This is a genomic window from Klebsiella sp. LY, assembly GCF_004010915.1.
Taxonomy (GTDB): Bacteria; Pseudomonadota; Gammaproteobacteria; order Enterobacterales; family Enterobacteriaceae; genus Klebsiella; species Klebsiella quasipneumoniae.
In genome coordinates this window covers 1,755,029-1,781,260 of the sequence record NZ_CP022444.1, presented here as the reverse complement: position 1 = coordinate 1,781,260, position 26,232 = coordinate 1,755,029, and the positions used below count along the sequence as shown (strand labels likewise).

Here is a 26,232-nt window from a genome sequence, read left to right as displayed (position 1 = left end):
ATACGTAAGTCTGGCAGAGAAGACGAATTAGTTCATCCACCGGTCTTTACGTTTGCGGCTTGGCACCAGATGCGGCAGCACCAGACCCAGCAGCAGACCGACGCCCAACACGCCGCCGCCGTACATAAACCACTGCATGATAATGGTGCGCTGTTTGTCATCAAGCTGCAGATTCGCCGCATTCACCTTCTTCTGCGCGACAACCAGCTCATTTTTCAACTTTTGGTTCTCGTCTTTCAGCGCGTTGATCACGCTGTCGCTGCCGGCGACTTTCTTCTGCATATCCGCCGTGCGCTGGTTCCAGGTGGCGTCGATATTATTCAGCTTATCGGTCAGCGTTTTGACCTGGTTTTCCAGATCCGGGACGCGGGTGCGCAGGCTGGGCTCGTTGCTCAGCTCTTTCAGCGGGATCCAGGCGGTACGCCCATTGGCGTCGCGGATCTGAGCGTAACTGGTGCTGTCGTTGGTTTGCAGCACCGCCACTTCTTCCCCGGCGTTGATGGTGCCGACCAGACGATAATTATCGCCCGGGCCGCTGCGAACCCAGGTGTTAAGCTCATCGGAAACGTAGCGCTTTTCTTCTGCGTGAACCGCCGTGGCGGCGCTAAGCGCGAGCAAAGTAAAAGTAATCAGGCGTAATTTTGGCATCAGGTCATCGTTTGGTCATAAAAAGTGGAACGATAGTAGAGGCATCGCCAGAGCGACGCAAAGTTTTCCGCCACAATCGGAATCATCCAGGAGGTGGCCCGGCAAAAAGCGCGTTGCATGGCGATTCGCCGCAAAATACTATCTACTGACAAAAAATATCGTCGTAAGTTCGCCGCAATTTGTCGGCGCAGCACAGAAGCGGAAGAATTCAGTCATGGCTCAAGAAATCGAACTTAAGTTTATCGTCGCTCAGGATGGGGTAGAGACGCTGCGCGAGCAGCTCAATGCGCTCGAGGCGAAACATACGCCCGCGGGCCAGTTGCTGAACATTTATTACGAAACCGCCGATAACTGGCTGCGTCGTCACGACATGGGGCTGCGCATCCGCGGCGATCAGGGCCGTTATGAAATGACGCTGAAAATCGCCGGTCGGGTGGTGGGCGGCCTGCACCAGCGCCCGGAATACAATATTCCACTGGATAAACCGGAGCTGGCGCTTGAGCGCCTGCCGGCGGAGGTCTGGCCGCAAGGAGAACTTCCGGCCGCGCTGGCGGAGCATGTCCAGCCGCTGTTCAGCACCGACTTTGCCCGTGAACGCTGGGTGATCCAGGAAGGAAAGAGTGAGATTGAGATTGCCCTCGATCGCGGCGAAGTGAAGGCGGGCGAGCATCAGGAGCCGATCTGCGAGCTGGAGCTGGAGTTGCTCGCCGGGGAGACCGCCGATCTGCTGCGCTTCGCGCATCGTTTGCTGGAGAGCGGCGTCCTGCGTCAGGGGAGCCTGAGCAAAGCCGCGCGCGGGTATCATCTGGCGCAAGGCAACAATGAGCGCCCGGTGGCCCGGCTGGCGGTGCTGCCGGTGGCGGCGAAGGCCAGCGTGGAGCAGGGGGTGGAGGCGGCGCTGGAGAGCGCCCTGGCGCACTGGCTGTATCACGATGAGGTCTGGCTGCGCGGCAACGCGAAAGCTAAAGCGGAAATCCTGCTGGCGTTGGCCCGCGTGCGCCATGCCCTCGTGCTGTTCGGCGGCATCGTGCCGCGGAAGGCGACCACCCACCTCCGCGCCTTGCTGAACGACGCCGAAGCCGCGCTGCTGGCCGCGGACACCGCCGAGGAGGCGTTATTCCGCACCGAGGTCGTCGCCGCCAAACTGGCGCTGACCGAATGGCTGGTCCAGCGCGGCTGGCGTCCGTTCCTCAACGAGGCGGGAGAGAAAAAAATAGCCGGATCGTTCAAACGGTTTGCCGATATTAACCTCTCGCGGGTGGCGGCCGAGCTGCGCAGCGCCGTGCAGCATCTGGCGGTTGAAGATGCCGCCGACCAGTTGCCGAAGCTGTCCCGCGATATCGACAGCGTCCAGCTGCTGGCGGGCGCCTATGGCGACGCCGTCGCGCCGTGGCTGGAGAACTGGCAGGAGCTTCAGCGTGCGATAGAGCATGACGACCGCAGCGTCTTTGAATATTTCCGTCGCCAGGCGCTGGCTGCCGAGCCGTTCTGGCTGCATAGTGGAAAACGATAATTACAGGCCAGGGAGCCCCTATGATGCCGCTTTCTTCGCAGTTACAGCAGCACTGGCAGACGGTCGCTGACCGCCTGCCAGCGGATTTTCCCGTCGCCGAACTGAGCCCGCAGGCCCGGTCGGTGATGGCGTTCAGTGATTTTGTCGAACAGAGTGTGATCGCCCAGCCAGGCTGGCTGAACGAGCTTGCGGACTCCTCGCCGGAGGCGGAAGAGTGGCGGCATTACGAGACCTGGCTGCAGGATCGCCTGCAAGCGGTGGCTGACGAAGCGGGGTTGATGCGAGAGCTGCGTCTTTTCCGCCGCCAGATGATGGTCCGCATTGCCTGGGCGCAGGCGCTGTCGCTGGTAAGCGAAGAAGAGACGCTGCAGCAGCTGAGCGTCCTGGCAGAGACCCTGATTGTCGCCGCTCGCGACTGGCTGTATGCCGCCTGCTGTAAGGAGTGGGGAACGCCCTGCAACGCTGAGGGTCAGCCGCAGCCGCTGCTGATCCTCGGGATGGGAAAGCTGGGCGGCGGCGAGCTGAACTTCTCTTCCGATATCGATCTGATTTTTGCCTGGCCTGAGCATGGCGCCACCCGCGGCGGCCGCCGCGAGCTGGATAACGCCCAGTTCTTTACCCGCCTGGGGCAGCGGCTGATCAAGGCGCTCGACCAGCCGACGCAGGACGGCTTTGTCTATCGGGTGGACATGCGCCTGCGACCGTTTGGCGACAGCGGGCCGCTGGTGCTCAGCTTTGCGGCACTGGAGGATTATTACCAGGAGCAGGGCCGGGACTGGGAACGCTACGCGATGGTGAAAGCGCGGATCATGGGCGATAACGACGACGCCTACGCCAGCGAGCTGCGCGCGATGCTTCGCCCCTTCGTCTTCCGCCGCTATATCGACTTCAGCGTGATCCAGTCGCTGCGTAACATGAAAGGGATGATCGCTCGCGAAGTGCGGCGTCGCGGGCTGAAAGACAACATCAAGCTCGGCGCCGGCGGGATCCGTGAAATTGAGTTTATCGTGCAGGTCTTTCAGCTGATCCGCGGCGGTCGCGAACCTGCGCTGCAGCAGCGGGCGCTGCTGCCGACGCTGGCGGCGATTGATGAGCTGCATCTGCTGCCGGAAGGCGACGCGGCGCTGCTGCGCGCGGCCTATCTGTTCCTGCGCCGGCTGGAAAATCTGCTGCAGAGCATCAACGATGAGCAGACCCAGACTCTGCCGCAGGATGAACTGAACCGCGCCAGGCTGGCGTGGGGGATGCATACTGACGACTGGGAGACGCTGAGCGCGCAGCTGGCGAGCCATATGGCCAGCGTGCGGCGGGTGTTTAATGAGCTGATCGGCGATGATGAGGCTCAGTCGCCGGATGAGCAGCTCGCCGAGTACTGGCGCGAGCTGTGGCAGGATGCGCTGGAAGAAGATGACGCCAGCCCGGCGCTGGCGCATTTAAACGACGCCGACCGCCGCAGCGTGCTGGCGCTGATTGCCGATTTCCGTAAAGAGCTGGATCGGCGCACCATCGGCCCGCGCGGCCGCCAGGTGCTGGATCAACTGATGCCGCATCTGCTGAGCGAAATCTGCTCGCGCGCCGATGCGCCGCTGCCTCTGGCGCGGATCACGCCGCTGTTGACCGGGATCGTCACTCGCACCACCTATCTTGAACTGCTGAGCGAATTCCCCGGCGCGCTGAAGCACCTGATTACGCTCTGCGCCGCGTCGCCGATGGTCGCCAGCCAGCTGGCGCGCCACCCGCTGCTGCTTGATGAGCTACTGGATCCCAACACCCTCTATCAGCCGACGGCGACCGATGCCTATCGCGATGAGCTGCGTCAGTATCTGCTGCGGGTGCCGGAAGAGGATGAAGAGCAGCAGCTGGAAGCATTGCGCCAGTTCAAGCAGGCGCAGCAGCTGCATATCGCCGCGGCGGATATCGCTGGCACGCTACCGGTGATGAAGGTTAGCGATCACTTAACCTGGCTTGCCGAAGCCATCCTCGACGCGGTGGTGCAGCAGGCATGGGGACAGATGGTGGCCCGCTACGGCCAGCCGACCCATCTGCACGATCGCCAGGGGCGCGGCTTCGCCGTCGTCGGCTACGGCAAGCTCGGCGGCTGGGAGCTGGGCTACAGTTCCGATCTCGACCTGGTGTTCCTCCATGACTGCCCGCCGGAGGTGATGACCGACGGCGAGCGGGAGATCGACGGCCGTCAGTTCTACCTGCGGCTGGCTCAGCGGATCATGCATCTGTTCAGCACCCGCACTTCGTCCGGTATTCTCTACGAAGTTGACGCCCGGCTGCGCCCTTCCGGCGCGGCGGGGATGCTGGTCACCACCGCCGACGCGTTTGCCGACTATCAGCAGAACGAAGCCTGGACATGGGAGCATCAGGCGCTGGTGCGCGCTCGCGTGGTCTATGGCGACCCGGCGCTGCAGGCGCGATTTGACGCCATTCGGCGCGATATTCTGACCACCGTGCGGGATGGCGCGACCCTGCAGACCGAGGTTCGCGAGATGCGCGAGAAGATGCGCGCCCACCTTGGCAACAAACATGCCGATCGTTTTGATATCAAAGCCGATGCCGGTGGGATCACGGATGTTGAATTTATTACCCAGTATCTGGTCCTACGCTATGCCAGCGACAAGCCAAAGCTGACCCGCTGGTCTGATAACGTGCGTATTCTCGAGCTGCTGGCGCAGAACGACATCATGGACGAGGAGGAAGCGCGAGCTTTAACGCACGCGTACACCACCTTGCGTGATGCGCTCCATCACCTGGCCCTGCAGGAGCTGCCGGGACACGTGGCGCCGGAGGCATTCAGCCGGGAGCGTGAGCAGGTCAGCGCCAGCTGGCAGAAGTGGCTGATGGCTTAACTATAAAATCGGGTGTGCTATTATCGCGCGCAAAGTTTGCGTCTCGCAGGAGAGAGTCATGAAAGTAACGCTGCCGGAGTTTGAACGTGCAGGAGTGTTGGTGGTGGGTGATGTGATGCTGGACCGCTACTGGTACGGCCCCACCAGTCGTATTTCCCCGGAAGCCCCGGTGCCGGTGGTGAAGGTGGAAAATATCGAAGAACGTCCTGGCGGCGCGGCAAACGTAGCGATGAACATCGCCTCCCTGGGGGCGACGTCGCGCCTGGTGGGATTGACCGGGATTGATGACGCCGCTCGCGCGCTGAGCCAGGCGCTGGCCAACGTCAATGTGAAGTGCGACTTCGTCTCCGTCCCGACTCACCCGACCATCACCAAGCTGCGGGTGCTGTCGCGCAACCAGCAGCTGATCCGCCTCGACTTTGAAGAGGGCTTCTCCGGCGTTGATCCGCAGCCGATGCACGAGCGCATTCAGCAGGCGCTGGGCGCCATTGGCGCGCTGGTTCTCTCGGATTACGCCAAAGGGGCGCTGACCAGCGTCCAGACGATGATCAAGCTCGCCCGTGAAGCAGGCGTGCCGGTGCTGATCGATCCGAAAGGTACCGATTTCGAACGCTATCGCGGCGCAACGCTGCTCACCCCGAACCTCTCTGAGTTTGAAGCGGTGGTGGGCAAGTGCCAGGATGAAGCGGAGATCGTTGAGCGCGGCATGAAGCTTATCGCCGAATTCGAACTGTCAGCGCTGCTGGTGACGCGCTCAGAGCAGGGGATGACGCTGCTGCAGCCGGGGCGTCCGCCGCTGCATATGCCGACCCAGGCTCAGGAAGTGTACGATGTCACCGGCGCCGGCGACACGGTGATTGGCGTGCTGGCGGCGACCCTCGCCTCCGGCAACACCCTGGAAGAGGCCTGCTATTTCGCCAACGCCGCGGCGGGCGTGGTGGTCGGTAAGCTGGGAACCTCCACCGTTTCTCCTGTCGAACTGGAAAATGCGGTTCGCGGCCGGGCTGAGACCGGCTTCGGCGTGATGAGCGAAGCGGAACTCAAACAGGCGGTAGCGGCCGCGCGTAAGCGCGGCGAGAAAGTGGTGATGACCAACGGCGTCTTCGACATTCTGCATGCCGGTCATGTTTCCTATCTGGCGAATGCGCGCAAGCTGGGCGACCGTCTGATCGTGGCGGTCAACAGCGATGCCTCCACCAAACGTCTGAAAGGCGAAACCCGCCCGGTGAACCCGCTGGAACAGCGGATGATCGTGCTGGGGGCGCTGGAGGCGGTCGACTGGGTGGTCTCCTTCGAAGAAGATACACCGCAGCGCCTGATTGCCGGGATCCTGCCGGATCTGCTGGTGAAAGGCGGCGACTACAAACCGGAGCAGATCGCCGGCAGTGAAGAGGTCTGGGCGAACGGTGGCGAAGTGCTGGTGCTCAACTTTGAAGATGGTTGCTCAACCACCAACATTATTAAGAAAATACAAAAAGATAGCGAAAAATAACCGTTTCGCTATTCCCCCGCCATAACGGTGCGGCATCACGGCCTGCGATAGCGATATCGCGGGCCGTTTTTATTTAATGATGTGGAAAATGATTTGGCGCAATAAATAATCATATTAAGCGCATTTTTCGTACAAATGGCGTTAAGGTAAGCGTAAATACTGAAGTGAGTAAAAGGCATATGACTGATCAGAACATCCACCGCTGAAGGAGTATGCGCATGAACCATAACGACATGTATTCAATGAAGAATTTTGATTTTTTGGCACGGAGTTTCGCCAGAATGCACGCCCAGGGCCAGCCAGTTGATCTTCAGGCCATTGTCGGCAATATGGATGAAGAACATCGTGAATGGTTTTGCCAGCGCTATGAACTGTACTGTCGTCAGGTGAACAGCCCGGCGGAAACCGCACACTAAGCCAACGCAAACGGGCCCCTGAGGGCCCGTTTTTTTTACTGCTGCTCTTCGCTGCCAGGCGTCGTCGCCGGGCGGTTTTCGAGGTCATTCAGGCGCTGTTCCAGCAGCGCCAGTTTTTCGCGGGTCCGCAGCAGAACCTGAGTCTGCACGTCAAACTCTTCGCGGCTGACCAGGTCCAGACGGGTCAGCTGCGACTGCAGCGCCTGGCGGATTTTCTTTTCAACATCCTCACCCAGATCGCGAAGTCCTTTTGGCATCGACTCATGGACCTGGCGGGCGATTTGTTCAATTTTTTTCGGGTCAATCATGGTGGTTTCCTGCTCGGGTCGGATGATTGATCATTGTAGTGCGAACCAGGCCGCCTATAAACCAGAAATGTTTGAAGCTTATGCATTGCCGAGGATAGTCAATAGCGTTATAGTTATCTCGCTTATTCTCAGGGCGGGGCGAAATTCCCCACCGGCGGTAAATCAACCACGGCGTTGAAAGCCCGCGAGCGCTTCCCGTGACTACGGGAAGGTCAGCAGATCCGGTGTAATTCCGGGGCCGACGGTTAAAGTCCGGATGGGAGAGAGTAACGGCACAGTCGGGCCCAGGCCCGCTCGCGTTGACTTTTGCCGCTAAACCGGCGCTCCTAAGACTGCCCTGATTCTGGTAACCATAATTTTAATGAGGTTTTTTTACCATGAATCAGACGCTCCTTTCTTCTTTTGGTACCGCTTTTGAACGTGTGGAACACGCTTTGGACGCTCTGCGCGAAGGCCGCGGCGTGATGGTGCTTGACGATGAAGACCGTGAAAACGAAGGCGATATGATCTTCGCCGCCGAAACCATGACCGTAGAGCAGATGGCGCTGACCATTCGTCACGGCAGCGGCATTGTGTGCCTGTGCCTGACCGAAGATCGCCGCAAACAGCTGGATCTGCCGATGATGGTGGAGAACAACACCAGCGCCTACGGCACCGGCTTTACCGTCACCATCGAAGCGGCGGAAGGCGTGACCACCGGCGTTTCCGCTGCTGACCGCGTGACCACCGTCCGCGCGGCGATTGCCGACGGCGCGAAACCTTCCGATCTCAACCGTCCTGGCCACGTTTTCCCGCTGCGGGCGCAGCCGGGAGGCGTACTGACCCGCGGCGGCCACACCGAAGCCACTATTGACCTCGTGACCCTCGCTGGCTTCAAACCGGCAGGCGTGCTGTGCGAGCTGACCAATGACGATGGCACCATGGCGCGCGCGCCGGAGTGCATCGCGTTCGCTCAGCAGCACAATATGGCTGTGGTCACGATTGAAGATCTGGTGGCCTATCGTCGCGAACATGAGCGTAAAGCCAGCTAATCAGCGGCTGACAACGCCAGTGAAAACAGCCCGCTTATTAGTGGGCTGTTTTGTTTCTGTGCCTTAACCGATGCCCATCGTCTGGAGCACCACCAGACTCAGCCCCATCACCGACATCCCGCACAGGACGCCATAGCTCGGGTTGCTTTGCGGATCGATCTCTTTCGCCAGCGGCATCAGTTCATCGACCGACAGCGCCACCATAATCCCGGCGACGGCGGCCATGATCGCGCCCATGACCATCGGCGAGACCAGGCTACCCAGAATCAGCCACGCCAGCACGCCGCCTAAAATCTCCGCCATGCCGGAAAGACCGGCCCAGAGCACCGCCTTACTGCGCGATCCGGTGGCGGCATATACCGGCCCGGCAACGGCCAGTCCTTCAGGAATATTGTGCAGGGCGACGGCAAGCGCCACTCCCATGCCAAGCTCGAGGTTGTTGCTGGCCGTGACATAGGTGGCGATCCCTTCCGGAAAGTTATGCAGGCTGATACCCAACGTCAGCAGAATGGCGGTGCGGCGTAAATTGCGCGGGCGCGGCGCGGCGGGGGTCATCAAATCCTGCGGGTGGGCATGCGGCAGCAGGCGATCGAGACCAAAGTAGCCCAGCAGGCCGAAAACAAACATTCCGTAGCCGAGCAGCGGCGACATGTCCTCGGCGGCCAGCGCGGCAGGCAGCATTTCCATCAACGAAATCAACAGCATGATCCCGGCGGCAAAGCCGAGGGAGAAGCCCAGCAGGCGGTTAGAAGGTTTCTGGCCAATCACGCCGAAAATGGCGCCTATAAAGGTTGCGCTACCGGCTAACAGCGTCAATATTAAGGGTGATGACATCGCTTCTCTCCCTGCGAAAATAAGTGCATAGGAGTATATTGCCTGAGGATGCGCGTACGGGACAGCTCCCTTTACCGCGAATTACATTCAAATTTTCTGACGATCATCATCATGGTTATCTGAGTTTATCCTGGCGCAAAAGCGCGTAATGTGAGCACATCACATTGACACCCTAAGGATATCATCATGTCCCGTACCCGAATGCCCGCGTTGTTTCTCGGCCATGGCAGCCCAATGAACGTGCTGGAAGACAACCGCTATACCCGCGCCTGGGCTCACCTGGGCGAAACCCTGCCGCGTCCGAAAGCGATCGTGGTGGTCTCTGCGCACTGGTTCACGCGCGGTACGGGCGTGACGGCGATGGAGGCCCCGAAGACCATTCACGACTTTGGCGGTTTCCCGCAGGCGCTGTATGACACCCATTACCCGGCGCCGGGCTCCCCGGCGCTGGCGCAACGGCTGGTGGAGCTGCTCTCGCCGGTGCCGGTCACTCTCGATAAAGAAGCCTGGGGATTTGACCATGGCTCGTGGGGCGTGCTGATCAAGATGTATCCGCAGGCGGATATCCCGATGGTTCAGCTGAGCATCGACAGCACCAAACCGCCGGCCTGGCATCTCGAAATGGGGCGAAAGCTGGCCTCGCTGCGTGATGAAGGGATTATGCTGGTGGCCAGCGGCAACGTGGTGCACAACCTGCGTACCGCCCGCTGGCATGGCGAGAACACGCCGTATACGTGGGCGGAGTCCTTCAACAACTACGTGAAGGCGAATCTGCAGTGGCAGGGCCCGGACGATCAGCACCCGCTGGTTAACTACCTGGCACACGAAGGGGGCTCGCTCTCCAACCCCACGGCGGAGCATTTCCTGCCGCTGTTATACGTGCTGGGGGCATGGGATGGCGTTGAGGCGATTTCGACCCCGGTCGATGGCATCGAGATGGGTTCGCTGAGTATGCTGTCGGTGGTGGTTGGCGCCTGATAAAAATTGAGCTCCGGCGGCGGTATCGTCGCCGGAGCGCGACATTATTCGACGAAAATGTGCGGATAGAAACGCGACAGATCCTGGGTAATCAGCGCCCGGTCTTCACGAATGCCGATCCCGGCGGGCTGATCGTTGATGAGCCAGCTGCCAATCAGCGTGTAGCTGTCACCAAACTTCGGCAGCGGGTAAAATTCCTGCACGATAGTGCCTTCTTCCCCATACGGACCTTCCACCGACTCCACCACCTTGCCCTGTTCAACGATCGACACGTTGGCGCCTTCGCGGGAGAAGATCGGCTTAATGACGTACTTCTCCATCTCCGGATGGGCATCTTCGCTGAAGTAAGCCGCCAGCAGATTCGGGTGATTGGGGAACATTTCCCACAGCATCGGCAGCAGCGCTTTGTTGGAGATGATGCTCTTCCACGCCGGCTCCAGCCAGCGAACGCCGGCGTCTTCCAGCTTGGTGGAGAACATCTCCCGCAGCATAAACTCCCACGGATAGAGCTTGAACAGGTTGCCAATCACCTGATCCTGGAGATCGGTAAACTGGCCTTTTTCACCCAGCCCAATATCTTCGATGTAGAGGAATTCCGTCGCCAGCCCCGCCTCGGCGGCGCAATCCTGCAGATATTGCACGGTGCCGCGATCTTCAACGGTATCGCGGCAGCAGGCCATATGCAGCAGCTGGAAGCCAAACTGCTCGCGCAGCTCACCGAAGCGATCGATCAGCTTCTCCTGCAGGCTATTGAACTGGTCGCTGCCCGCCGGCAGCTTGCCGGCGTTGAGCTGGTCTTCCAGCCAGATCCACTGGAAGAAGGCCGCTTCATACAGCGAGGTTGGCGTGTCGGCATTGTTCTCCAGCAGCTTCGGCTCGCCGACGCCATCCCAGGCCAGGTCGAGACGTGAGTAAAGTGACGGCTGGTTGGTTTTCCACGACTGGCGCACAAAGCCCCAGGTGTGTTTAGGGATGCGGAATTTGGCCATCAGCTCATCGCTGGCGATCACTTTTTCCACCACCTGAAGACACATCTGATGCAGCTCGGCGGTGACCTCCTCCAGCTTTTCCACCTGGGCGAGGCTCAGCTTGTAATAAGCCTCTTCGCTCCAGTAGGGCTCGCCGTACATGGTGTGGAAGTTGAAGCCGTATTCGGTCGCTTTCTCGCGCCAGTCCGGGCGCTCGGTAATGCTGACTCTTTCCATGTTGCTTAGCCGCCCATTGAGCGAGAAGAAGAGGTTGAGCCTGCGGCGCTACGCTGCATAGTCGACTGCTTCGCCACCGACTCGCCGAAGCCCCCGCGGGTGACGGTGGTGGTGGTCGCTGGCTTCGGCGCCATCGCGGTTTTCGGCACGTTCATGGTGCGGCCCGGCTGGGCGGCGCCATAGCTCTTACCGCTGGCGTCAGTGTACTGACCGTAGGCCGGGCTGGCAGGGTTTTTGGAGCTGAACAGCGGCTGCTGTTGCGCCATGCCGCCGCCCATCAGGCGGCCCATCATGTAGCCGGCCATCAGCGGCATCCAGAAGCTGCCGCTGCTTTGCGCCTGGGCCTGGTTTTCCGGGGCGACGCCCGCCTGGGCAGGCGTTTGCTGGCACTGACCTTCGCCAAACTCGGCGACGCAGTCTTCGCGGGTGGCATATTTCGGCGCGGTGCGCTCTGCCTCTTTCACCGCGTTGGTGTAGGCCGTGGTGCATTCGGCTGCTTTGCCCGGGTTGGCGGCGGAGCAGTCATCGGCGTTCTGGTACAGCGAGACCGTTTCGTCGCTTTTTTCACAACCGGCAAGCATAAAGACCGCGGTGACGGCCAGGGCGACCGGCGTCAGGTGACGTGCGCTCCAGCTTTTGCGGAACGACGAATGATTAATATTTTTTGTCCGTTTCATATTTGTCTTCCAGGACCCAGTGGTATGGCGTGTGTTAACGCTCAGGATAGAGGATGAGTGGTGGAAAATGAAGCGAAGAGGGGCGCTAAGCGGGGGATCTTTACGTTGCCTTACGTTTAACGCATCGCCTGTCCGACGGACAGGCGATGCGCGTCACAGTATGAAAATTACTGACGGAACGGATTGCTGCCGCTGCTATGGGTCGTCGTCCGTGCGGACGCCGGCTTCATAGCCGCAGTCGTGTTGCCGTAACCATCGGCAGTGGCATCCTGCTGCGGATTCTCCGGCGCGACGCTGTCGGCAGAGGTCGAGATCGGTTTGCCCAAGGTGTTGTTCAGGGCGATCAGATCCTGCTCGTTCAGCGTACCTAACGCCGACTTGATGTTCAGCTCGTTGATCAGGTAGTTGTAGCGCGCATTAGAGAGCTGCTGTTTGGCGTTGTACAGCGTGGTGGTGGCGTCGAGGACGTCAACGATAGTACGGGTACCCACCGAGTAGCCAGCTTCCATCGCATCCAGGGAGCTTTGCGCAGAGACCACCGCCTGTTTGTAGGCGTTGATGCTGCTGATAGAGGCATTCACGTTGTTAAACGAAGAACGCACGGTCTGGACCACGCTGCGGTGAGCGCTTTCCAGCTGCTCGCTGGCGCCGACGAAATTGTACTGCGCCTGTTTGACCTGCGAGTTAACCATCCCGCCTTGGTACAGCGGCAGGGAGAAGCTCAGGCCGATTTTGTTCTGACCGATATCAGCATCTTGCGAGGTGCTTTTTGAGCCGCTGTAGCGGTTGTTGGAAACGCCAGACGAGGCGTTTAAATCCAGGGTCGGCAAATGGCCGTCCTGCGCCTGGCGAATCTGCTCGCGGGCCAGGTCCTGATTCAGACGCGCCTGCAGCAGCGACAGGTTGCGGTTCTCCGCTTCCTTCAGCAGGGCGTTCACCGCCTGCGGTTTGCTGGTTTTGAAGCCGTCTACGTTCAGGGAGGCCAGCTCCGGGTAGTAGTTGCCGGTAACCTGGCGCAGTTCTTCCACGGCGTTGTCGAGATCGTTACGCGCGGTCACTTCGTTCGCCAGCACGGCGTCGTATTGTGAGCGGGCGTTCTGCACGTCGGTGATCGCCACCAGACCGACGTTAAAGCGCTGGGTGGTTTGATCCAACTGACGGTAAATAGCCTGTTTCTGCGCTTCGGTATAAGAGAGCGTATCGATGGCGGCCAGCACTTTGAAATAGGCCGTCGCGGTATTCAGAATCAGCGTTTGCTGATCGGTCTGATACGTGACATCCTGAATGCCTGCCGCTTTTTCCTGCAGCGTCAGGGCGCGCCATTTCGACATATCAAACAGAACCTGCGTTAACTGCAGCGAGCCGCTGGTGACGTTAGAATTCTGGTCTTTATAATCACGGAAGCCGCTGGTATAGGTATAATCCGCTCCCAGCCCGAGCTGAGGCAGTAATGGACTGCGCGCTTCGTTGATCTTTTCGAATGCGGCGTCACGATCGGCTGCCGATTTACGCAGATCGGGGTTGCTGATGCGCGCCTGCTGGTAAACCTGAAGCAGGTTTTCCGCCTGGCTCATGGCGCTGAACCCGGTCAGGCTCAGGCCGATAAGAATGGGGAGCAATTTCTTCATTTGCATTCCTTGTTGTGAAGCATTTAGCGCTGGTCTAATTCTAAGAAAAATTCCGCTGATTGTATCGATTCTGCCGCCGTAAAAAGTTGGCGTTACGTGCCATCCGGCGGTAATTTGCACCAATCTAACATACGGACCGTAAAACGGTAGCCAAACGGTCTGGAAATCCCTCATTTCGGATTAGCAGGACATAACAATGAGCAAACCCATCCACCAGGGAATTACCTTCTCCAAAAATGATGTAGAAATTATTGCACGCGAAACGCTGTATCGTGGTTTTTTTTCACTCGATTTATACCGTTTTCGCCACCGCCTGTTTAACGGCGGCATGAGCGGCGAAGTCACCCGTGAAATTTTTGAGCGCGGGCATGCCGCCGTCTTGCTACCCTTTGACCCGGTGCGGGACGAAGTGGTGCTGGTCGAACAAATCCGTATCGCCGCCTATGATACCAGCGAGAGCCCGTGGCTGCTGGAAATGGTCGCCGGCATGATCGAGGCGGGTGAGACGGTGGAAGATGTCGCCCGTCGGGAAGCGCTGGAAGAGGCCGGGCTTGAAGTTGGGCGGACGAAACCAATATTAAGCTATCTGGCCAGTCCTGGCGGCACCAGTGAACGGTTATCGATCCTGGTGGGCGAAGTTGATGCATCGACGGCAAAAGGCATTCACGGCCTGGCCGAGGAAAATGAGGATATTCGGGTGCATGTGGTAAGCCGGGAGCAGGCTTACCAGTGGGTAGAAGAGGGGAAAATCGACAACGCAGCCTCTGTCATCGCCTTGCAATGGCTGCAATTGCATTATCACAATTTACGAAACGAGTGGACAAAATGAAGCGTTATACACCTGACTTCCCTGAGATGATGCGCCTGTGCGAGACCAATTTCGCCCAGTTGCGCCGCCTGTTGCCGCGAACGGATGCAGCGGGTGAGAAGGTGAGCTATCAGGTGGGAAGCGCGCAATATCGGTTAACGATAACGGAATCAACCCGCTACACTACTCTGGTGGCGATAGAGCAGACTCTGCCAGCGGTGAGCTACTGGAGTCTGCCATCCATGACCGTTCGCCTCTACCATGACGCCATGGTGGCCGAAGTGTGTTCGAGTCAGCAGATCTTTCGCTTCAAAGCGCGATATGATTATCCTAATAAAAAGTTGCATCAACGCGACGAAAAGCATCAAATTAACCAGTTTCTGGCCGACTGGCTGCGTTACTGTTTAGCACATGGAGCGATGGCGATTCCGGTTTGTTAGCGTCGTTAAACCTAAGGACACCATTTGGAAAGCCTGTTAAACCTACCTCTGGCTGGTGAGGCCAGAGTCAGGATCTTACAAATTACTGATACTCACCTGTTTGCTGAAAAACATGAAACGTTGTTAGGCATCAATACCTGGGAAAGCTATCAGGCCGTACTGTCGGCCATTCATGCCTCACAGCGTCCATGCGATTTGATTGTCGCAACAGGCGATCTGGCGCAGGATCACTCCTCCGCGGCCTACCAGCATTTTGCTGAGGGCATCGCGAGTTTTGCTGCACCCTGCGTCTGGCTACCGGGCAACCATGATTTCCAGCCGGCGATGTACAGCACCCTGCAGGAGTCGGGCATTTCCCCCGCCAAGCGCGTGTTTCTCGGCGACCACTGGCAGATCCTGCTGCTGGACAGCCAGGTGTTCGGCGTTCCCCATGGCGAGCTGAGCGACTTCCAGCTGGAATGGCTCGAACATAAGCTGGCGGAGGCGCCGGAGCGTTATACCTTACTTCTGCTGCATCATCATCCGCTGCCGGCCGGCTGCAGCTGGCTGGATCAACACAGTCTGCGCAACGCCGGCGCGCTGGACAGCGCGCTGAGCGCCTGGCCGCGGGTGAAGCATCTGCTGTGCGGCCATATTCATCAGGAACTGGATCTCGACTGGAATGGCCGACGTATGATGGCGACGCCGTCGACCTGCGTTCAGTTCAAGCCGCACTGCGCCAATTTCACCCTCGATACGGTGTCGCCGGGCTGGCGCTGGCTGGAGCTTCACCCTGACGGAACGCTGACCACCGAAGTGTGCCGCCTGGAAGGCGCGGCGTTTCATCCGGATATTGCTTCAGAAGGCTACTGATGGCGACGCTTCTTTATCTGCACGGCTTTAACAGTTCCCCGCGCTCGGCGAAGGCGACGGCGTTAAAGACCTGGCTGGCGCAGCACTATCCTGAGATCGCCATGGTGGTGCCTGAGCTGCCGCCTTACCCGGCGGAAACGGCGGAGCTGCTGGAGTCCATCGTGCTGGAGCACGGCGGCGAGCCGCTGGGGGTCGTAGGGTCGTCGCTGGGCGGCTACTACGCCACCTGGCTGTCGCAATGCTTTATGCTGCCAGCGGTCGTGGTTAACCCGGCGGTGCGGCCGTTTGAGCTGCTGAACAATTTTCTCGGCCACAATGAGAATCCGTACACCGGGCAGCAATATGTGCTAGAGTCTCGCCATATTTACGATCTCAAAGTCATGCAAATCGACCCGCTCGAAGCGCCGGATTTACTCTGGCTGCTGCAGCAGACCGGGGATGAAGTGCTTGATTACCGCCAGGCCGTTCATTACTACGCCTCCTGCCGGCAGACGGTGGAGGAGGGCGGTAATCACGCATTTGTCGGCTTTGACGATCATTTCACTCAGATTATCGAATTTCTCGGCCTGCGCTAAACGGCCCTGAACGACCTACGAATACACACCATGACGCAATCTTCATATAACGCTGATGCCATTGAGGTACTCACCGGGCTAGAGCCGGTGCGCCGCCGTCCGGGCATGTATACCGACACCACCCGTCCTAACCATCTTGGTCAGGAAGTGATTGATAACAGTGTGGACGAAGCGCTGGCAGGCCACGCCAAACGCGTGGAAGTGATCCTTCACGCCGACCAGTCCCTCGAGGTGATTGACGACGGGCGCGGGATGCCGGTCGACATTCACCCGGAAGAGGGGGTGCCGGCGGTTGAGCTGATCCTCTGCCGACTGCACGCGGGCGGTAAGTTTTCCAACAAAAACTACCAGTTTTCCGGCGGCCTGCACGGGGTGGGGATTTCGGTGGTCAACGCCCTGTCTAAACGCGTGGAGGTCAACGTGCGTCGCGACGGTCAGGTCTACAGCATCGCCTTTGAGAATGGTGAGAAAGTAGAAGACCTGCACGTCACCGGCACCTGCGGTAAACGCAACACCGGGACCAGCGTCCATTTCTGGCCTGACGAAAGCTTCTTCGATAGCCCGCGCTTCTCCGTTTCGCGTTTGACCCACTTGTTAAAAGCGAAAGCGGTGCTGTGCCCGGGCGTGGAAATTGTTTTCCGCGATCAGGTCAACAACAGCGAGCAGAGCTGGTGCTATGCCGATGGCCTTAACGACTACCTTAGCGAAGCGGTGAACGGCCTGCCGCTGCTGCCGGAAAAACCCTTCGTCGGCACCTTCTCCGGTGAGACGGAGGCGGTGGACTGGGCGCTGCTGTGGCTGCCGGAAGGCGGCGAGCTGCTGACCGAGAGTTATGTCAACCTGATCCCGACCATGCAGGGCGGGACGCACGTCAACGGCCTGCGCCAGGGGCTGCTGGACGCGATGCGTGAGTTCTGCGAGTACCGTAATATTCTGCCGCGCGGGGTGAAACTGTCGGCGGAAGATATCTGGGATCGCTGCGCCTACGTGCTGTCGGTGAAGATGCAGGATCCGCAGTTCGCCGGGCAAACCAAAGAGCGCCTGTCGTCGCGCCAGTGCGCGGCGTTCGTCTCTGGCGTGGTGAAAGACGCCTTCAGCCTGTGGCTGAACCAGAACGTGCAGGCTGCGGAGCTGCTGGCGGAGATGGCCATCTCCAGCGCCCAGCGTCGTCTGCGCGCCGCCAAGAAAGTGGTGCGCAAAAAGCTGACCAGCGGTCCGGCGCTGCCGGGTAAGCTGGCCGACTGCACCGCCCAGGATCTGAACCGTACCGAACTGTTCCTCGTCGAAGGGGACTCGGCGGGCGGGTCAGCCAAGCAGGCGCGCGATCGTGAATATCAGGCGATCATGCCGCTGAAAGGCAAGATCCTTAATACCTGGGAAGTCTCTTCCGATGAAGTGTTAGCTTCGCAAGAAGTGCACGACATTTCGGTGGCGATTGGTATTGACCCGGATAGCGATGATTTAAGCCAGCTGCGCTACGGCAAAATTTGTATTCTGGCGGATGCGGACTCCGATGGCCTGCACATTGCCACGCTGCTGTGCGCGCTGTTCGTGAGACACTTCCGTACTCTGGTGAAAGAGGGGCACGTCTACGTGGCGCTGCCGCCGCTGTACCGTATCGACCTCGGCAAAGAGGTTTACTACGCGCTAACGGAAGAAGAAAAGACCGGCGTGCTGGAGCAGCTGAAGCGCAAGAAAGGCAAGCCAAACGTCCAGCGCTTTAAAGGTCTCGGCGAGATGAACCCGATGCAGCTGCGGGAAACTACCCTCGACCCAAATACCCGCCGCCTGGTGCAGCTGGTGATCAGCGATGAGGATGAGCAGCAGACCACGGCGATGATGGATATGCTGTTGGCCAAGAAGCGTTCTGAAGACCGTCGCAACTGGCTGCAGGAGAAGGGCGATATGGCGGACCTGGAAGTGTAAGACCGCACGCTGCGCCAGACGTAAAAGGGAGCCTCAGGCTCCCTTTTCTTATTCCGTTTCAGCGTCGGCGGGCTTAGACGCCGGCCTGCAGGATACGGATGGTGGTCTCCAGCACATCGCCTTTGACCGCTTCCGACCAGGCTTTCATGTGCGGGGTCTGCAGGTGCGCTTCAAGATGCGCGACGCTTTCCCACTGCTCCACCATGACGATAGAGTCAGGAGCGGTGGTCTGGAAGCTGACGCCAGCGGCATGATCCACCATAGGCGCATAGCCGTGGCAGCCGGCTTCCTGCAAAACGGTCGGAATAATTTTCGCGAACTGATCGAGAACCGCCTGGCGGTGGTGCTGGCCCGGTCGGGTACGGATTTCTGCAATCACTGTTAACATGGTTAACTCAACTCCTTCTGTGTGGATCTTGTCATACTCCAGGTTCCAATAACTCGAAATATGTAGAGCATAGACCCCTAGTTAACCAAAAATTTCCGCCAGATGCTTGCGATATTCTGCGATATACCGCGGGACATCAGGCATTTTTATCACGTCGTTGGCGATAAAGGTTGGCAGCGCCTCCATACCCAAAAACTGGTTGGCTTTATGGAACGGCAGGTAAACGCCGTCAACGCCAACGCCGTGGAAGAACTGCTCTTCGTCGGTGAAGGCCTCCATTGGCGCGTTCCAGGTCAGGGAGAGCATATATTTTTTCCCCTGCACCAGGCCGCCGGAGCCATATTTTTTGCTGGCGTCGGAGCGGGTACGGCCGTCGCTGGCGTACAGCGAACCGTGGCCTTCGGTAAAGACGTCATCCATATATTTTTTCACCGTCCACGGGGCGCCCATCCACCAGCCCGGCATCTGCCAGATCACCACATCGGCCCAGAGGAAATTCTGCACTTCGGCTTTTACGTCGTACTCGCTTTCGGCGCGAACGCTTTTAACATCGTGCCCGGCGTCGCGCAGATAACTCTCCGCGACCTCGGTCAGGGTGTCGTTCAGTTGGCCATTCGAGTGGGCGAATTTTTTTGCGCCATTGATAATCAGGATGTTGCTCATTAGTTGTCCTCAATCTTGAAAATTTGCCGACGATCTTACCCCGCGAAGCGGGGCAGTAAAATGAGCAAAATGTGCAAAGTCTTTTGCTAAATGAGCAATAATCCCGCTACCAGCCAACGCGGGCTTCGAAGCCCCCGTCGCGGGCGTTGGCAAACTCGACGCGCATGCCATGCAGCGAGGCGATGCGCCGGACGATAGACAAGCCCAGGCCGCTGCCCGGAGCATCCTGACCAGGCGGGCGGTAAAAACGTTCGCCGACGCGCGCCAGCGCCTGCGGGCTGATGCCGGGGCCGTTATCGCGGACCCGAAACTCGCGGGCGTTGAGGGTGATATCGACCTGGCTGCCGCGCGGGCTGTAGCGCACCGCGTTATCCAGCAGATTGCGCACCAGCAGGCTGAGGAGCAGCGGCTGGCCGGTGCGGGAGATGCCAGAGGCATTAAGATGCAGGCGCAGCTCAATCCCGGACTGCTGCGCCGGGTGGTACATCTCCATTACCGCCGACTGCAGCAGGTCGTCGAGGGCGACCGGCTGCAGGTCGTCCAGCTGGGCGAGCGAGTCCAGCCGCGACAGCGTCAGCAGCTGATCCACCAGACGGGTGGCGCGATCGATCCCCTGATGGAGCTGAGCCAGGGCTTTCTCCCGCCCTTGTGGATCGTCCAGAGAGAGCTGGGCGACTTCAGTCTGCACCTTCAGCGCCGCCAACGGGCTGCGCAGCTCGTGGGCGGCATCAGAGGTAAACCGACGCTCGCGCAGCATGACGTCGTGGGTGCGCTGGAACAGCTGATTCAGCGCTTCGACCAGTGGGCGGACTTCAGGGGGGATCTTCTCCACGCTGAGCGATTCCGCCGAGTCCGGCGCGCGCAGACGCAGCGTGCGCGCCAGATGTTTCAACGGCGCCAGTTCGCGGCTTAACAGCACGATGAGTAGCACGAACATCAGCGGCAGGGCGACCATCCACGGAGTGAGCTGCGAGGTGACAATGTCCATCGCCATTTCGCGGCGATAATCCCACTCCTGGCCGACGGCGATGCGGTGGCGGCCATCGGCGGTGGTTAACCACAGGAAGCGCCACTCGTCATCATCGCCGCGCAGGTAGCCATCGCTAAAGCCCTCACGCTGCGAGTGCCACTGTATATCCTCTCCGTTCTCGCCGTCGTTAAGCACCATTTTGCCGTCGCGGGTGAAGATGGCGAACGCCAGCGCATCGTCGTCGATATGCCCGTGGCGCACCTTTTTCTTTTCCCCGAGCGATACCGGCGGGGCGCGCAGTTCATCGAAAGGCATGGCGCTCAGGCGGCGGGCGAACAGCAGCTGCTGGGTATCAAACAGCTTATCCAACTTTTTACTGGTCTGCTGCCAGGCGATCACGCTGGCCACGCCCCAGGCGGCGGCGGTCAGCACGGCAAACAGCAGCGTCAGGCGCAGGCGCAGGCTCAGGCGGGCAAGTCGTTTCATGCGTCACCCAGGGTATAGCCGATGCCGTGGACGGTGCGGATAAATTCACTGCCGAGTTTGCGCCGCAGATGGTGGACGTGAACTTCCACGGCGTTGCTGGAGACCTCGTCGTCCCAGTTGTAGAGCTTTTCTTCAATAAGCTTACGCGGCAGCACGCGCCCGGCGTTACGCAGCAGCAGTTCCAGCAGGGCGAACTCCTTCGGCTTCAGCGTCAGGCTTTCGCCGTCGAGGCTGGCGGTTAAGCGGTTCGGGTCAAGGCGTACCTTGCCGTGGCGCAACTCGCTGCTGCTCTGGCCGTGGGCACGGCGGATCAATGCTTCGAGGCGGGCCGCTACCTCAATCAGGGCGAAAGGTTTGCACAGATAATCATCGGCGCCCAGGCGCAGCCCCTCCACCCGCTGGCTGAGCGCATCGCGGGCGGTGAGGATCAGCACCGGTTCATGGCGGCCTTTGTCGCGCCACTCGCGCAGAATCTCGAGGCCATCAACGCCAGGAAGAGTGAGATCAAGAATTGCCGCGTCGTAGGGGGCGCTGTATAGGGCGTTTTTGCCCTCCAGCCCGGCGGTAAACCAGTCGATGCTGAAGCCCATTTTGCTTAGCCCGGCCTTAATGCCATCGCCGATTAACTTGTCATCTTCCACCAATAATATGCGCATTTTCCCTCCTGCCAACCCGGCTGCTCTGCGCAGTAAACCGCGTTGCGACCGGGGTTGTACAGCATTAAAATTTCTTTTTTCCCCTTAAGAAGTCGTTAAGTTTTGTCGGGCGTAATAGGAGCCATATCAACACGAAGGGAGAACACATCATGAAGAAAATTGCTGCGATGACCGCGATCGTTGCCCTGGTTTCCATGCCGGCGCTGGCTGCTGGACAGGGCGGGTATACCGGTCCTTCTGCGACCACGCCGGCAAGTTCAACCACCCAGGGCGGCGGCTTCACCGGCCCGAGCGGCGCGGTCACCACCGTCACCAATGTCAAATCGCTGCGGGACGATACCTGGGTGACCCTGCGCGGCAAAATCACCGAGCGCGTTTCCGACGATCTGTATAAGTTCCAGGATGCTACCGGAGTGATCAATGTCGATATCGACCACAAACGCTGGAACGGCGTCACCGTCGGCCCACAGGACACGGTAGAAATTCAGGGGGAAGTCGATAAGGACTGGAACTCGGTGGAAATCGACGTTAAACAGATCCGTAAAATCGCGCCATAAGTCTCCGTTGGATAAGCGCAAGATCGGTCAGGCATCGCTATCCTCGCTCTGTCAGAGTATGTCGCGAGGAGGAGACGATGAACGATATTAAGGCCAGCCCGGGGTATGTCGGGCGCTTCCAGCGCGTCTGTAGGTACATTGCGCACCATCTTGATGAGCCGCTGTCGCTGGAGATGCTGAGCGCGATAGCGCACAGTTCGCCTTACCATTTTCACCGGCAATTTAGCGCTTATACCGGCATTCCCTTGTACCGGTATATTCAGTGGTTGCGTCTGCGTCGCGCCTGTTGGCGCCTGGCGTTCAACCCCCGCGATAAAGTCATCGATATTGCCCTTGATGCCGGATTTCAGAATGCGGAGTCGTTCAGTCGTGCCTTCCGTACCGCGTTTGACCAAAGCCCGACCCAGTTCCGTCAGCAACCGGACTGGGCCGAGTGGCATCGACGCGTACCGAAACATACGCTACAGGAGCAAACGTCGATGGACGTCAACATTATTTCGTTCCCCACCACCCGGATAGCCGTACTGCAACATCGCGGCAGCCCGGACCTTGTCAACGCCACCGCCGCGCGTTTTATCGCCTGGCGTAAAACGAGCGGATTATCGCCCATCGCCACCTGCGATACCTGGGGGATCGCCTGGGACGATCCGCAGACCACCCCGCAGGGGGAATTTCGTTTTGACATCTGCGGTACGGTCGCACGGCCGGCCGGTGAAAACGCCTTTGGCGTGATTAACGGCGAAATCCCCAGCGGACGCTGCGCCGTCGTGCGCCATCACGGCTCGCTGGACACGCTGGCGAACAGCGTTTGGTTTCTCTATCGCGACTGGTTACCCGCTTCAGGCGAGACGTTACGGGATTTTCCGGTGTACTTCCGTTACCTCAATTTTGTCCATGAGGTGGCTGAGCATGAGCTGCAAACCGATATTTATCTGCCGCTGGCCTGATTAAGGTGACGGAATCCTCAACCGATCTCACGGCCTGTGACTCAGGGCGTGAGATCGGGTATTATCGCGGGTAGTTTTGCCGTCCGAACGGTCGGTACCCAGATTGAGGATCCACGATTAATGAGCGATATGGCAGAGCGCCTTGCGCTGCATGAATTTACGGAAAATGCTTACCTGAACTACTCCATGTACGTGATCATGGACAGGGCATTACCGTTTATTGGCGATGGCTTAAAACCGGTCCAGCGTCGCATCGTCTATGCGATGTCCGAACTGGGGCTGAACGCCAGCGCCAAATTCAAAAAGTCCGCCCGCACCGTCGGCGACGTGCTGGGTAAATATCACCCGCACGGCGACAGCGCCTGCTATGAAGCGATGGTGCTGATGGCGCAACCCTTCTCCTATCGCTATCCGCTGGTGGATGGCCAGGGGAACTGGGGGGCGCCGGACGATCCGAAATCCTTCGCCGCCATGCGTTACACCGAATCCCGCCTGTCGAAGTATGCCGAGCTGCTGCTCAGCGAGCTGGGGCAGGGGACGGTCGACTGGGTGCCAAACTTTGACGGCACGCTGCAGGAGCCGAAAATGCTGCCGGCGCGCCTGCCAAACATCCTGCTCAACGGCACCACCGGCATCGCGGTGGGCATGGCGACCGATATTCCGCCGCACAACCTGCGTGAAGTAGCGAAAGCGGCGATTACGCTGATTGAGCAGCCGAAAACGACCCTCGACGAACTGCTGGATATCGTCCAGGGGCCGGATTTCCCGACCGAGGCGGAGATCATCACTTCGCGGGCGGAAATTCGCAAAATCTACCAGAACGGACGCGGCTCTGTGCGCATGCGCGCGGTGTGGAGCAAAGAGGACGGCGCGGTAGTGATCAGCGCGCTGCCGCACCAGGTCTCCGGCGCCAAAGTTCTGGAGCAAATTGCGGCGCAGATGCGCAATAAAAAGCTGCCGATGGTGGATGACCTGCGCGACGAATCGGACCACGAAAATCCGACCCGTCTGGTGATCGTCCCGCGCTCCAACCGGGTGGATATGGAGCAGGTGATGAACCATCTGTTCGCCACCACCGATCTGGAGAAGAGCTACCGCATCAACCTCAATATGATCGGTCTCGACGGCCGCCCGGCGGTAAAAAACCTGCTGGAGATCCTCAGCGAATGGCTGGTGTTCCGTCGTGATACCGTACGTCGCCGTCTGAACCACCGGTTAGAGAAGGTCCTTAAGCGCCTGCATATCCTCGAAGGTTTGCTGGTGGCGTTCCTTAATATCGATGAAGTCATTGAGATCATCCGCACGGAAGATGAGCCGAAGCCAGCTCTGATGTCGCGCTTTGCCATCAGCGAAACCCAGGCGGAAGCGATTCTGGAACTGAAGCTGCGCCATCTCGCCAAACTGGAAGAGATGAAGATCCGCGGCGAGCAGAACGAGCTGGAAAAAGAGCGCGATCAGCTGCAGGCGATTCTGGCCTCTGAACGTAAGATGAACAATCTGCTGAAGAAAGAGCTGCAGGCCGATGCCGATGCTTTCGGCGACGATCGCCGCTCGCCGCTTCACGAGCGTGAAGAAGCGAAAGCGATGAGCGAGCATGACATGCTGCCGTCTGAGCCGGTGACTATCGTTCTGTCGCAGATGGGCTGGGTGCGCAGCGCCAAAGGGCACGACATTGACGCCCAGGGCTTAAGCTATAAGGCGGGCGACAGCTGGAAAGCCTCGGCGAAGGGCAAGAGCAACCAGCCGGTGGTGTTTATCGATACCACCGGGCGCAGCTATGCCATTGATCCGATTACTCTGCCCTCGGCGCGTGGCCAGGGTGAGCCGCTGACCGGTAAGCTCACGCTGCCGCCGGGCGCGACCGTGGAACATATGCTGATGGAAGGCGACGATCAGAAACTGCTGATGGCCTCCGACGCCGGCTACGGTTTTGTCTGCACCTTTAACGATCTGGTGGCGCGCAACCGCGCCGGTAAAGCGTTGATCACCCTGCCTGACAACGCGCATGTGATGCCGCCGCTGGTCATTGAGGACGAGTCCGATATGCTGCTGGCCATCACCGCCGCCGGGCGGATGCTGATGTTCCCGGTCAGCGATCTGCCGCAGCTGTCGAAAGGCAAGGGCAACAAAATCATCAACATTCCCGCGGCGGAAGCCGCCGCCGGACAGGACGGTCTCGCACATCTGTTTGTCCTGCCGCCGCAGAGTACGCTGACCATTCACGTCGGCAAACGGAAGATCAAACTGCGTCCGGAAGAGCTGCAAAAAGTCACCGGCGAGCGCGGCCGCCGCGGTTCGCTGATGCGCGGGCTGCAGAAAATAGACCGTGTTGAAATTGACTCGCCGCGCCGCGCCGCGGCAGGCGATAGCGAAGAGTAAGCGCTTCTCCTCCCGTCTTTGACGGGAGGAGGCGAAAAAATGCCGCAAAATCGTTGTTTATTCAGGCGTTGCGATTAACAATGTCCATCATCAGGGACCCAGGAAGAACGGTCCCGGCCTGCGCAGAACTCGTGAGCCTGCCTTCTGCCAGCAGCGAATAATTCTAAGCGGTTTGGGTTTTAGAGGTAGCTATGCTATTCATTTTTCGAGTAATTTTCGTGGTCATTTATTGCATCGTGGTGTGCATACTTGGCTGTCTGTACTGCTTGTTCAGCCCGCGTAATCCAAAACACGTTGCCACTTTCGGCCATCTGTTTGGCCGCTTATCCCCGGTGTTTGGCCTCAAGGTGGAGCTGCGCAAACCTGCCGACGCGGAAAGCTATGGCAACGCGATCTACATCGCTAACCACCAGAACAACTATGATATGGTGACGGCGTCTAACATCGTGCAGGCCCCGACGGTTACCGTGGGGAAAAAGAGCCTGCTGTGGATCCCGTTCTTTGGCCAGCTGTACTGGCTGACCGGTAATCTGCTGATTGACCGTAATAATCGAACCAAAGCGCACGGCACCATTGCCGAGGTCGTTAACGCCTTTAAAAAGCGTAAAATTTCGTTCTGGATGTTCCCGGAAGGGACCCGCAGCCGCGGCCGCGGTCTGCTGCCGTTTAAAACCGGCGCCTTCCACGCGGCTATTGCCGCCGGAGTGCCGATTATTCCGGTGTGTGTCTCGAATACATCGAATAAAATAAAGCTCAATCGCTGGAACAACGGTCTGGTGATTGTGGAAATGCTGCCGCCGGTGGATACCAGCCAGTTCGGTAAAGACAACGTGCGCGCGCTGGCGACGCATTGCCGCGAGCTGATGGCCGCCAAAATCGCTGAGCTGGACAACGAAGTGGCCGAGCGCGAAGCGGCCGGCAAGCAATAAGACAGGAAACGCCGCCACCGCGCGCGTATTGCTGGCGGGAAACGAATTCCCTTTTTCATTTGTCAGTA

25 protein-coding genes, 1 pseudogene and 1 riboswitch are annotated in these 26,232 nt (G+C 59.2%); of the genes and pseudogenes, 15 read left to right on the top strand and 11 right to left on the bottom strand.

Features of this window, described 5'->3' with window-relative positions:
• Positions 1-27: 27 nt before the first annotated feature.
• Positions 28-648, bottom strand: a complete 621-nt coding sequence (locus CE636_RS11520) for a TIGR04211 family SH3 domain-containing protein (RefSeq protein ID WP_004205252.1) — start codon at positions 646-648, stop codon at positions 28-30.
• A gap of 214 nt (positions 649-862) precedes the next feature.
• On the opposite strand from CE636_RS11520, the gene CE636_RS11515 reads away from it, so the two are divergent.
• From CE636_RS11515 to hldE, 3 genes are read left to right on the top strand one after another with little or no spacing between them, the layout of a single operon-like run.
• Positions 863-2,161: an inorganic triphosphatase gene (locus tag CE636_RS11515; protein WP_017899741.1), complete on the top strand. Its 1,299-nt coding sequence runs from the start codon at positions 863-865 to the stop codon at positions 2,159-2,161.
• A gap of 20 nt (positions 2,162-2,181) precedes the next feature.
• Positions 2,182-5,019: a bifunctional [glutamate--ammonia ligase]-adenylyl-L-tyrosine phosphorylase/[glutamate--ammonia-ligase] adenylyltransferase gene (glnE, locus tag CE636_RS11510; RefSeq protein ID WP_017899742.1), complete on the top strand. Its 2,838-nt coding sequence runs from the start codon at positions 2,182-2,184 to the stop codon at positions 5,017-5,019.
• 58 nt (positions 5,020-5,077) lie between these two features.
• Positions 5,078-6,511 (top strand): bifunctional D-glycero-beta-D-manno-heptose-7-phosphate kinase/D-glycero-beta-D-manno-heptose 1-phosphate adenylyltransferase HldE, encoded by a 1,434-nt coding sequence (gene hldE, locus CE636_RS11505; RefSeq protein ID WP_017899743.1) that lies wholly within the window; start codon positions 5,078-5,080, stop codon positions 6,509-6,511.
• A gap of 80 nt (positions 6,512-6,591) precedes the next feature.
• Here the strand turns inward: hldE and CE636_RS11500 are convergent.
• Positions 6,592-6,738: pseudogene (locus CE636_RS11500) on the bottom strand (hypothetical protein); the annotation flags it as partial.
• On the opposite strand from CE636_RS11500, the gene glgS reads away from it, so the two are divergent.
• Complete coding sequence (gene glgS / locus CE636_RS11495) at positions 6,730-6,927, top strand: cell surface composition regulator GlgS (protein WP_017899744.1); 198 nt, start codon at positions 6,730-6,732, stop codon at positions 6,925-6,927. The pseudogene CE636_RS11500 and the gene glgS overlap by 9 nt on opposite strands.
• Before the next feature lie 35 nt (positions 6,928-6,962).
• Here glgS and ubiK read toward each other — a convergent pair whose 3' ends face one another.
• Positions 6,963-7,235 (bottom strand): ubiquinone biosynthesis accessory factor UbiK, encoded by a 273-nt coding sequence (gene ubiK / locus CE636_RS11490; RefSeq protein ID WP_004174355.1) that lies wholly within the window; start codon positions 7,233-7,235, stop codon positions 6,963-6,965.
• 120 nt (positions 7,236-7,355) lie between these two features.
• A riboswitch (FMN riboswitch) is annotated at positions 7,356-7,507 on the top strand.
• 105 nt (positions 7,508-7,612) lie between these two features.
• Between ubiK and ribB the strand changes: the two genes are divergently transcribed.
• Positions 7,613-8,266, top strand: a complete 654-nt coding sequence (gene ribB / locus CE636_RS11485; protein ID WP_017899745.1) for a 3,4-dihydroxy-2-butanone-4-phosphate synthase — start codon at positions 7,613-7,615, stop codon at positions 8,264-8,266.
• Positions 8,267-8,329: 63 nt separating this feature from the next.
• Here ribB and zupT read toward each other — a convergent pair whose 3' ends face one another.
• Positions 8,330-9,100, bottom strand: coding sequence for a zinc transporter ZupT (gene zupT / locus CE636_RS11480; protein ID WP_017899746.1), 771 nt, complete (start codon positions 9,098-9,100; stop codon positions 8,330-8,332).
• A 186-nt stretch (positions 9,101-9,286) separates the two neighbouring features.
• Between zupT and ygiD the strand changes: the two genes are divergently transcribed.
• The gene (gene ygiD, locus CE636_RS11475) at positions 9,287-10,078 is read left to right on the top strand and encodes a 4,5-DOPA dioxygenase extradiol (RefSeq protein ID WP_017899747.1); all 792 of its coding nucleotides are present in this window, start codon (positions 9,287-9,289) and stop codon (positions 10,076-10,078) included.
• Positions 10,079-10,122: 44 nt separating this feature from the next.
• Here ygiD and CE636_RS11470 read toward each other — a convergent pair whose 3' ends face one another.
• From CE636_RS11470 to tolC, 3 genes are all read right to left on the bottom strand, one after another.
• A complete protein-coding gene (locus CE636_RS11470; RefSeq protein ID WP_017899748.1) occupies positions 10,123-11,283 on the bottom strand; it encodes a glutathionylspermidine synthase family protein in 1,161 nt (386 codons plus the stop codon).
• Positions 11,284-11,288: 5 nt separating this feature from the next.
• Positions 11,289-11,960 carry a DUF1190 family protein gene (locus CE636_RS11465; RefSeq protein ID WP_002916849.1) on the bottom strand — a complete coding sequence of 224 codons (672 nt, stop codon included), beginning with the start codon at positions 11,958-11,960 and terminating at the stop codon, positions 11,289-11,291.
• A 167-nt stretch (positions 11,961-12,127) separates the two neighbouring features.
• Positions 12,128-13,588: an outer membrane channel protein TolC gene (gene tolC / locus CE636_RS11460; protein ID WP_017899749.1), complete on the bottom strand. Its 1,461-nt coding sequence runs from the start codon at positions 13,586-13,588 to the stop codon at positions 12,128-12,130.
• Positions 13,589-13,784: 196 nt separating this feature from the next.
• Here tolC and nudF point away from each other — a divergent pair, with 196 nt between their 5' ends.
• The 5 genes from nudF to parE are packed head-to-tail and all read left to right on the top strand — an operon-like array spanning position 13,785 to position 18,189.
• The gene (gene nudF, locus CE636_RS11455) at positions 13,785-14,417 is read left to right on the top strand and encodes an ADP-ribose diphosphatase (RefSeq protein ID WP_004205241.1); all 633 of its coding nucleotides are present in this window, start codon (positions 13,785-13,787) and stop codon (positions 14,415-14,417) included.
• On the top strand, positions 14,414-14,836 hold the full coding sequence (locus CE636_RS11450) for a DUF1249 family protein (protein WP_004205239.1): 423 nt from the start codon (positions 14,414-14,416) through the stop codon (positions 14,834-14,836). Before nudF ends, CE636_RS11450 begins: the two co-directional genes overlap by 4 nt.
• Positions 14,837-14,860: 24 nt before the next feature.
• Positions 14,861-15,688 carry a 3',5'-cyclic-AMP phosphodiesterase gene (gene cpdA, locus CE636_RS11445; RefSeq protein WP_004205237.1) on the top strand — a complete coding sequence of 276 codons (828 nt, stop codon included), beginning with the start codon at positions 14,861-14,863 and terminating at the stop codon, positions 15,686-15,688.
• Complete coding sequence (gene yqiA / locus CE636_RS11440) at positions 15,688-16,263, top strand: esterase YqiA (protein ID WP_004205236.1); 576 nt, start codon at positions 15,688-15,690, stop codon at positions 16,261-16,263. The genes cpdA and yqiA overlap by 1 nt, the downstream gene beginning before the upstream one ends.
• A gap of 30 nt (positions 16,264-16,293) precedes the next feature.
• Positions 16,294-18,189 carry a DNA topoisomerase IV subunit B gene (gene parE / locus CE636_RS11435; protein WP_004205235.1) on the top strand — a complete coding sequence of 632 codons (1,896 nt, stop codon included), beginning with the start codon at positions 16,294-16,296 and terminating at the stop codon, positions 18,187-18,189.
• Positions 18,190-18,262: 73 nt separating this feature from the next.
• Here the strand turns inward: parE and CE636_RS11430 are convergent, their stop codons facing one another.
• The 4 genes from CE636_RS11430 to qseB form a co-directional block, all read right to left on the bottom strand.
• Positions 18,263-18,577, bottom strand: coding sequence for a putative quinol monooxygenase (locus tag CE636_RS11430; protein WP_004205233.1), 315 nt, complete (start codon positions 18,575-18,577; stop codon positions 18,263-18,265).
• A gap of 81 nt (positions 18,578-18,658) precedes the next feature.
• Positions 18,659-19,240, bottom strand: coding sequence for an NAD(P)H-dependent oxidoreductase (locus CE636_RS11425; RefSeq protein WP_017899750.1), 582 nt, complete (start codon positions 19,238-19,240; stop codon positions 18,659-18,661).
• 106 nt (positions 19,241-19,346) lie between these two features.
• On the bottom strand, positions 19,347-20,696 hold the full coding sequence (gene qseC, locus CE636_RS11420) for a quorum sensing histidine kinase QseC (protein ID WP_017899751.1): 1,350 nt from the start codon (positions 20,694-20,696) through the stop codon (positions 19,347-19,349).
• Positions 20,693-21,352: a quorum sensing response regulator transcription factor QseB gene (gene qseB / locus CE636_RS11415; RefSeq protein WP_004205227.1), complete on the bottom strand. Its 660-nt coding sequence runs from the start codon at positions 21,350-21,352 to the stop codon at positions 20,693-20,695. Before qseB ends, qseC begins: the two co-directional genes overlap by 4 nt.
• A 149-nt stretch (positions 21,353-21,501) precedes the next feature.
• On the opposite strand from qseB, the gene CE636_RS11410 reads away from it, so the two are divergent.
• The 4 genes from CE636_RS11410 (at position 21,502) to plsC (ending at position 26,164) form a co-directional block, all read left to right on the top strand.
• Complete coding sequence (locus CE636_RS11410; protein WP_004205226.1) at positions 21,502-21,909, top strand: YgiW/YdeI family stress tolerance OB fold protein; 408 nt, start codon at positions 21,502-21,504, stop codon at positions 21,907-21,909.
• Positions 21,910-21,986: 77 nt separating this feature from the next.
• Positions 21,987-22,856, top strand: a complete 870-nt coding sequence (locus CE636_RS11405; protein WP_017899752.1) for an AraC family transcriptional regulator — start codon at positions 21,987-21,989, stop codon at positions 22,854-22,856.
• Between the two features lie 120 nt (positions 22,857-22,976).
• Entirely contained in the window at positions 22,977-25,235 is a 2,259-nt protein-coding gene (gene parC / locus CE636_RS11400; protein ID WP_004205224.1) for a DNA topoisomerase IV subunit A, read from the top strand.
• 191 nt (positions 25,236-25,426) lie between these two features.
• Positions 25,427-26,164, top strand: a complete 738-nt coding sequence (plsC, locus tag CE636_RS11395; RefSeq protein ID WP_004205223.1) for a 1-acylglycerol-3-phosphate O-acyltransferase — start codon at positions 25,427-25,429, stop codon at positions 26,162-26,164.
• Positions 26,165-26,232: the final 68 nt, after the last annotated feature.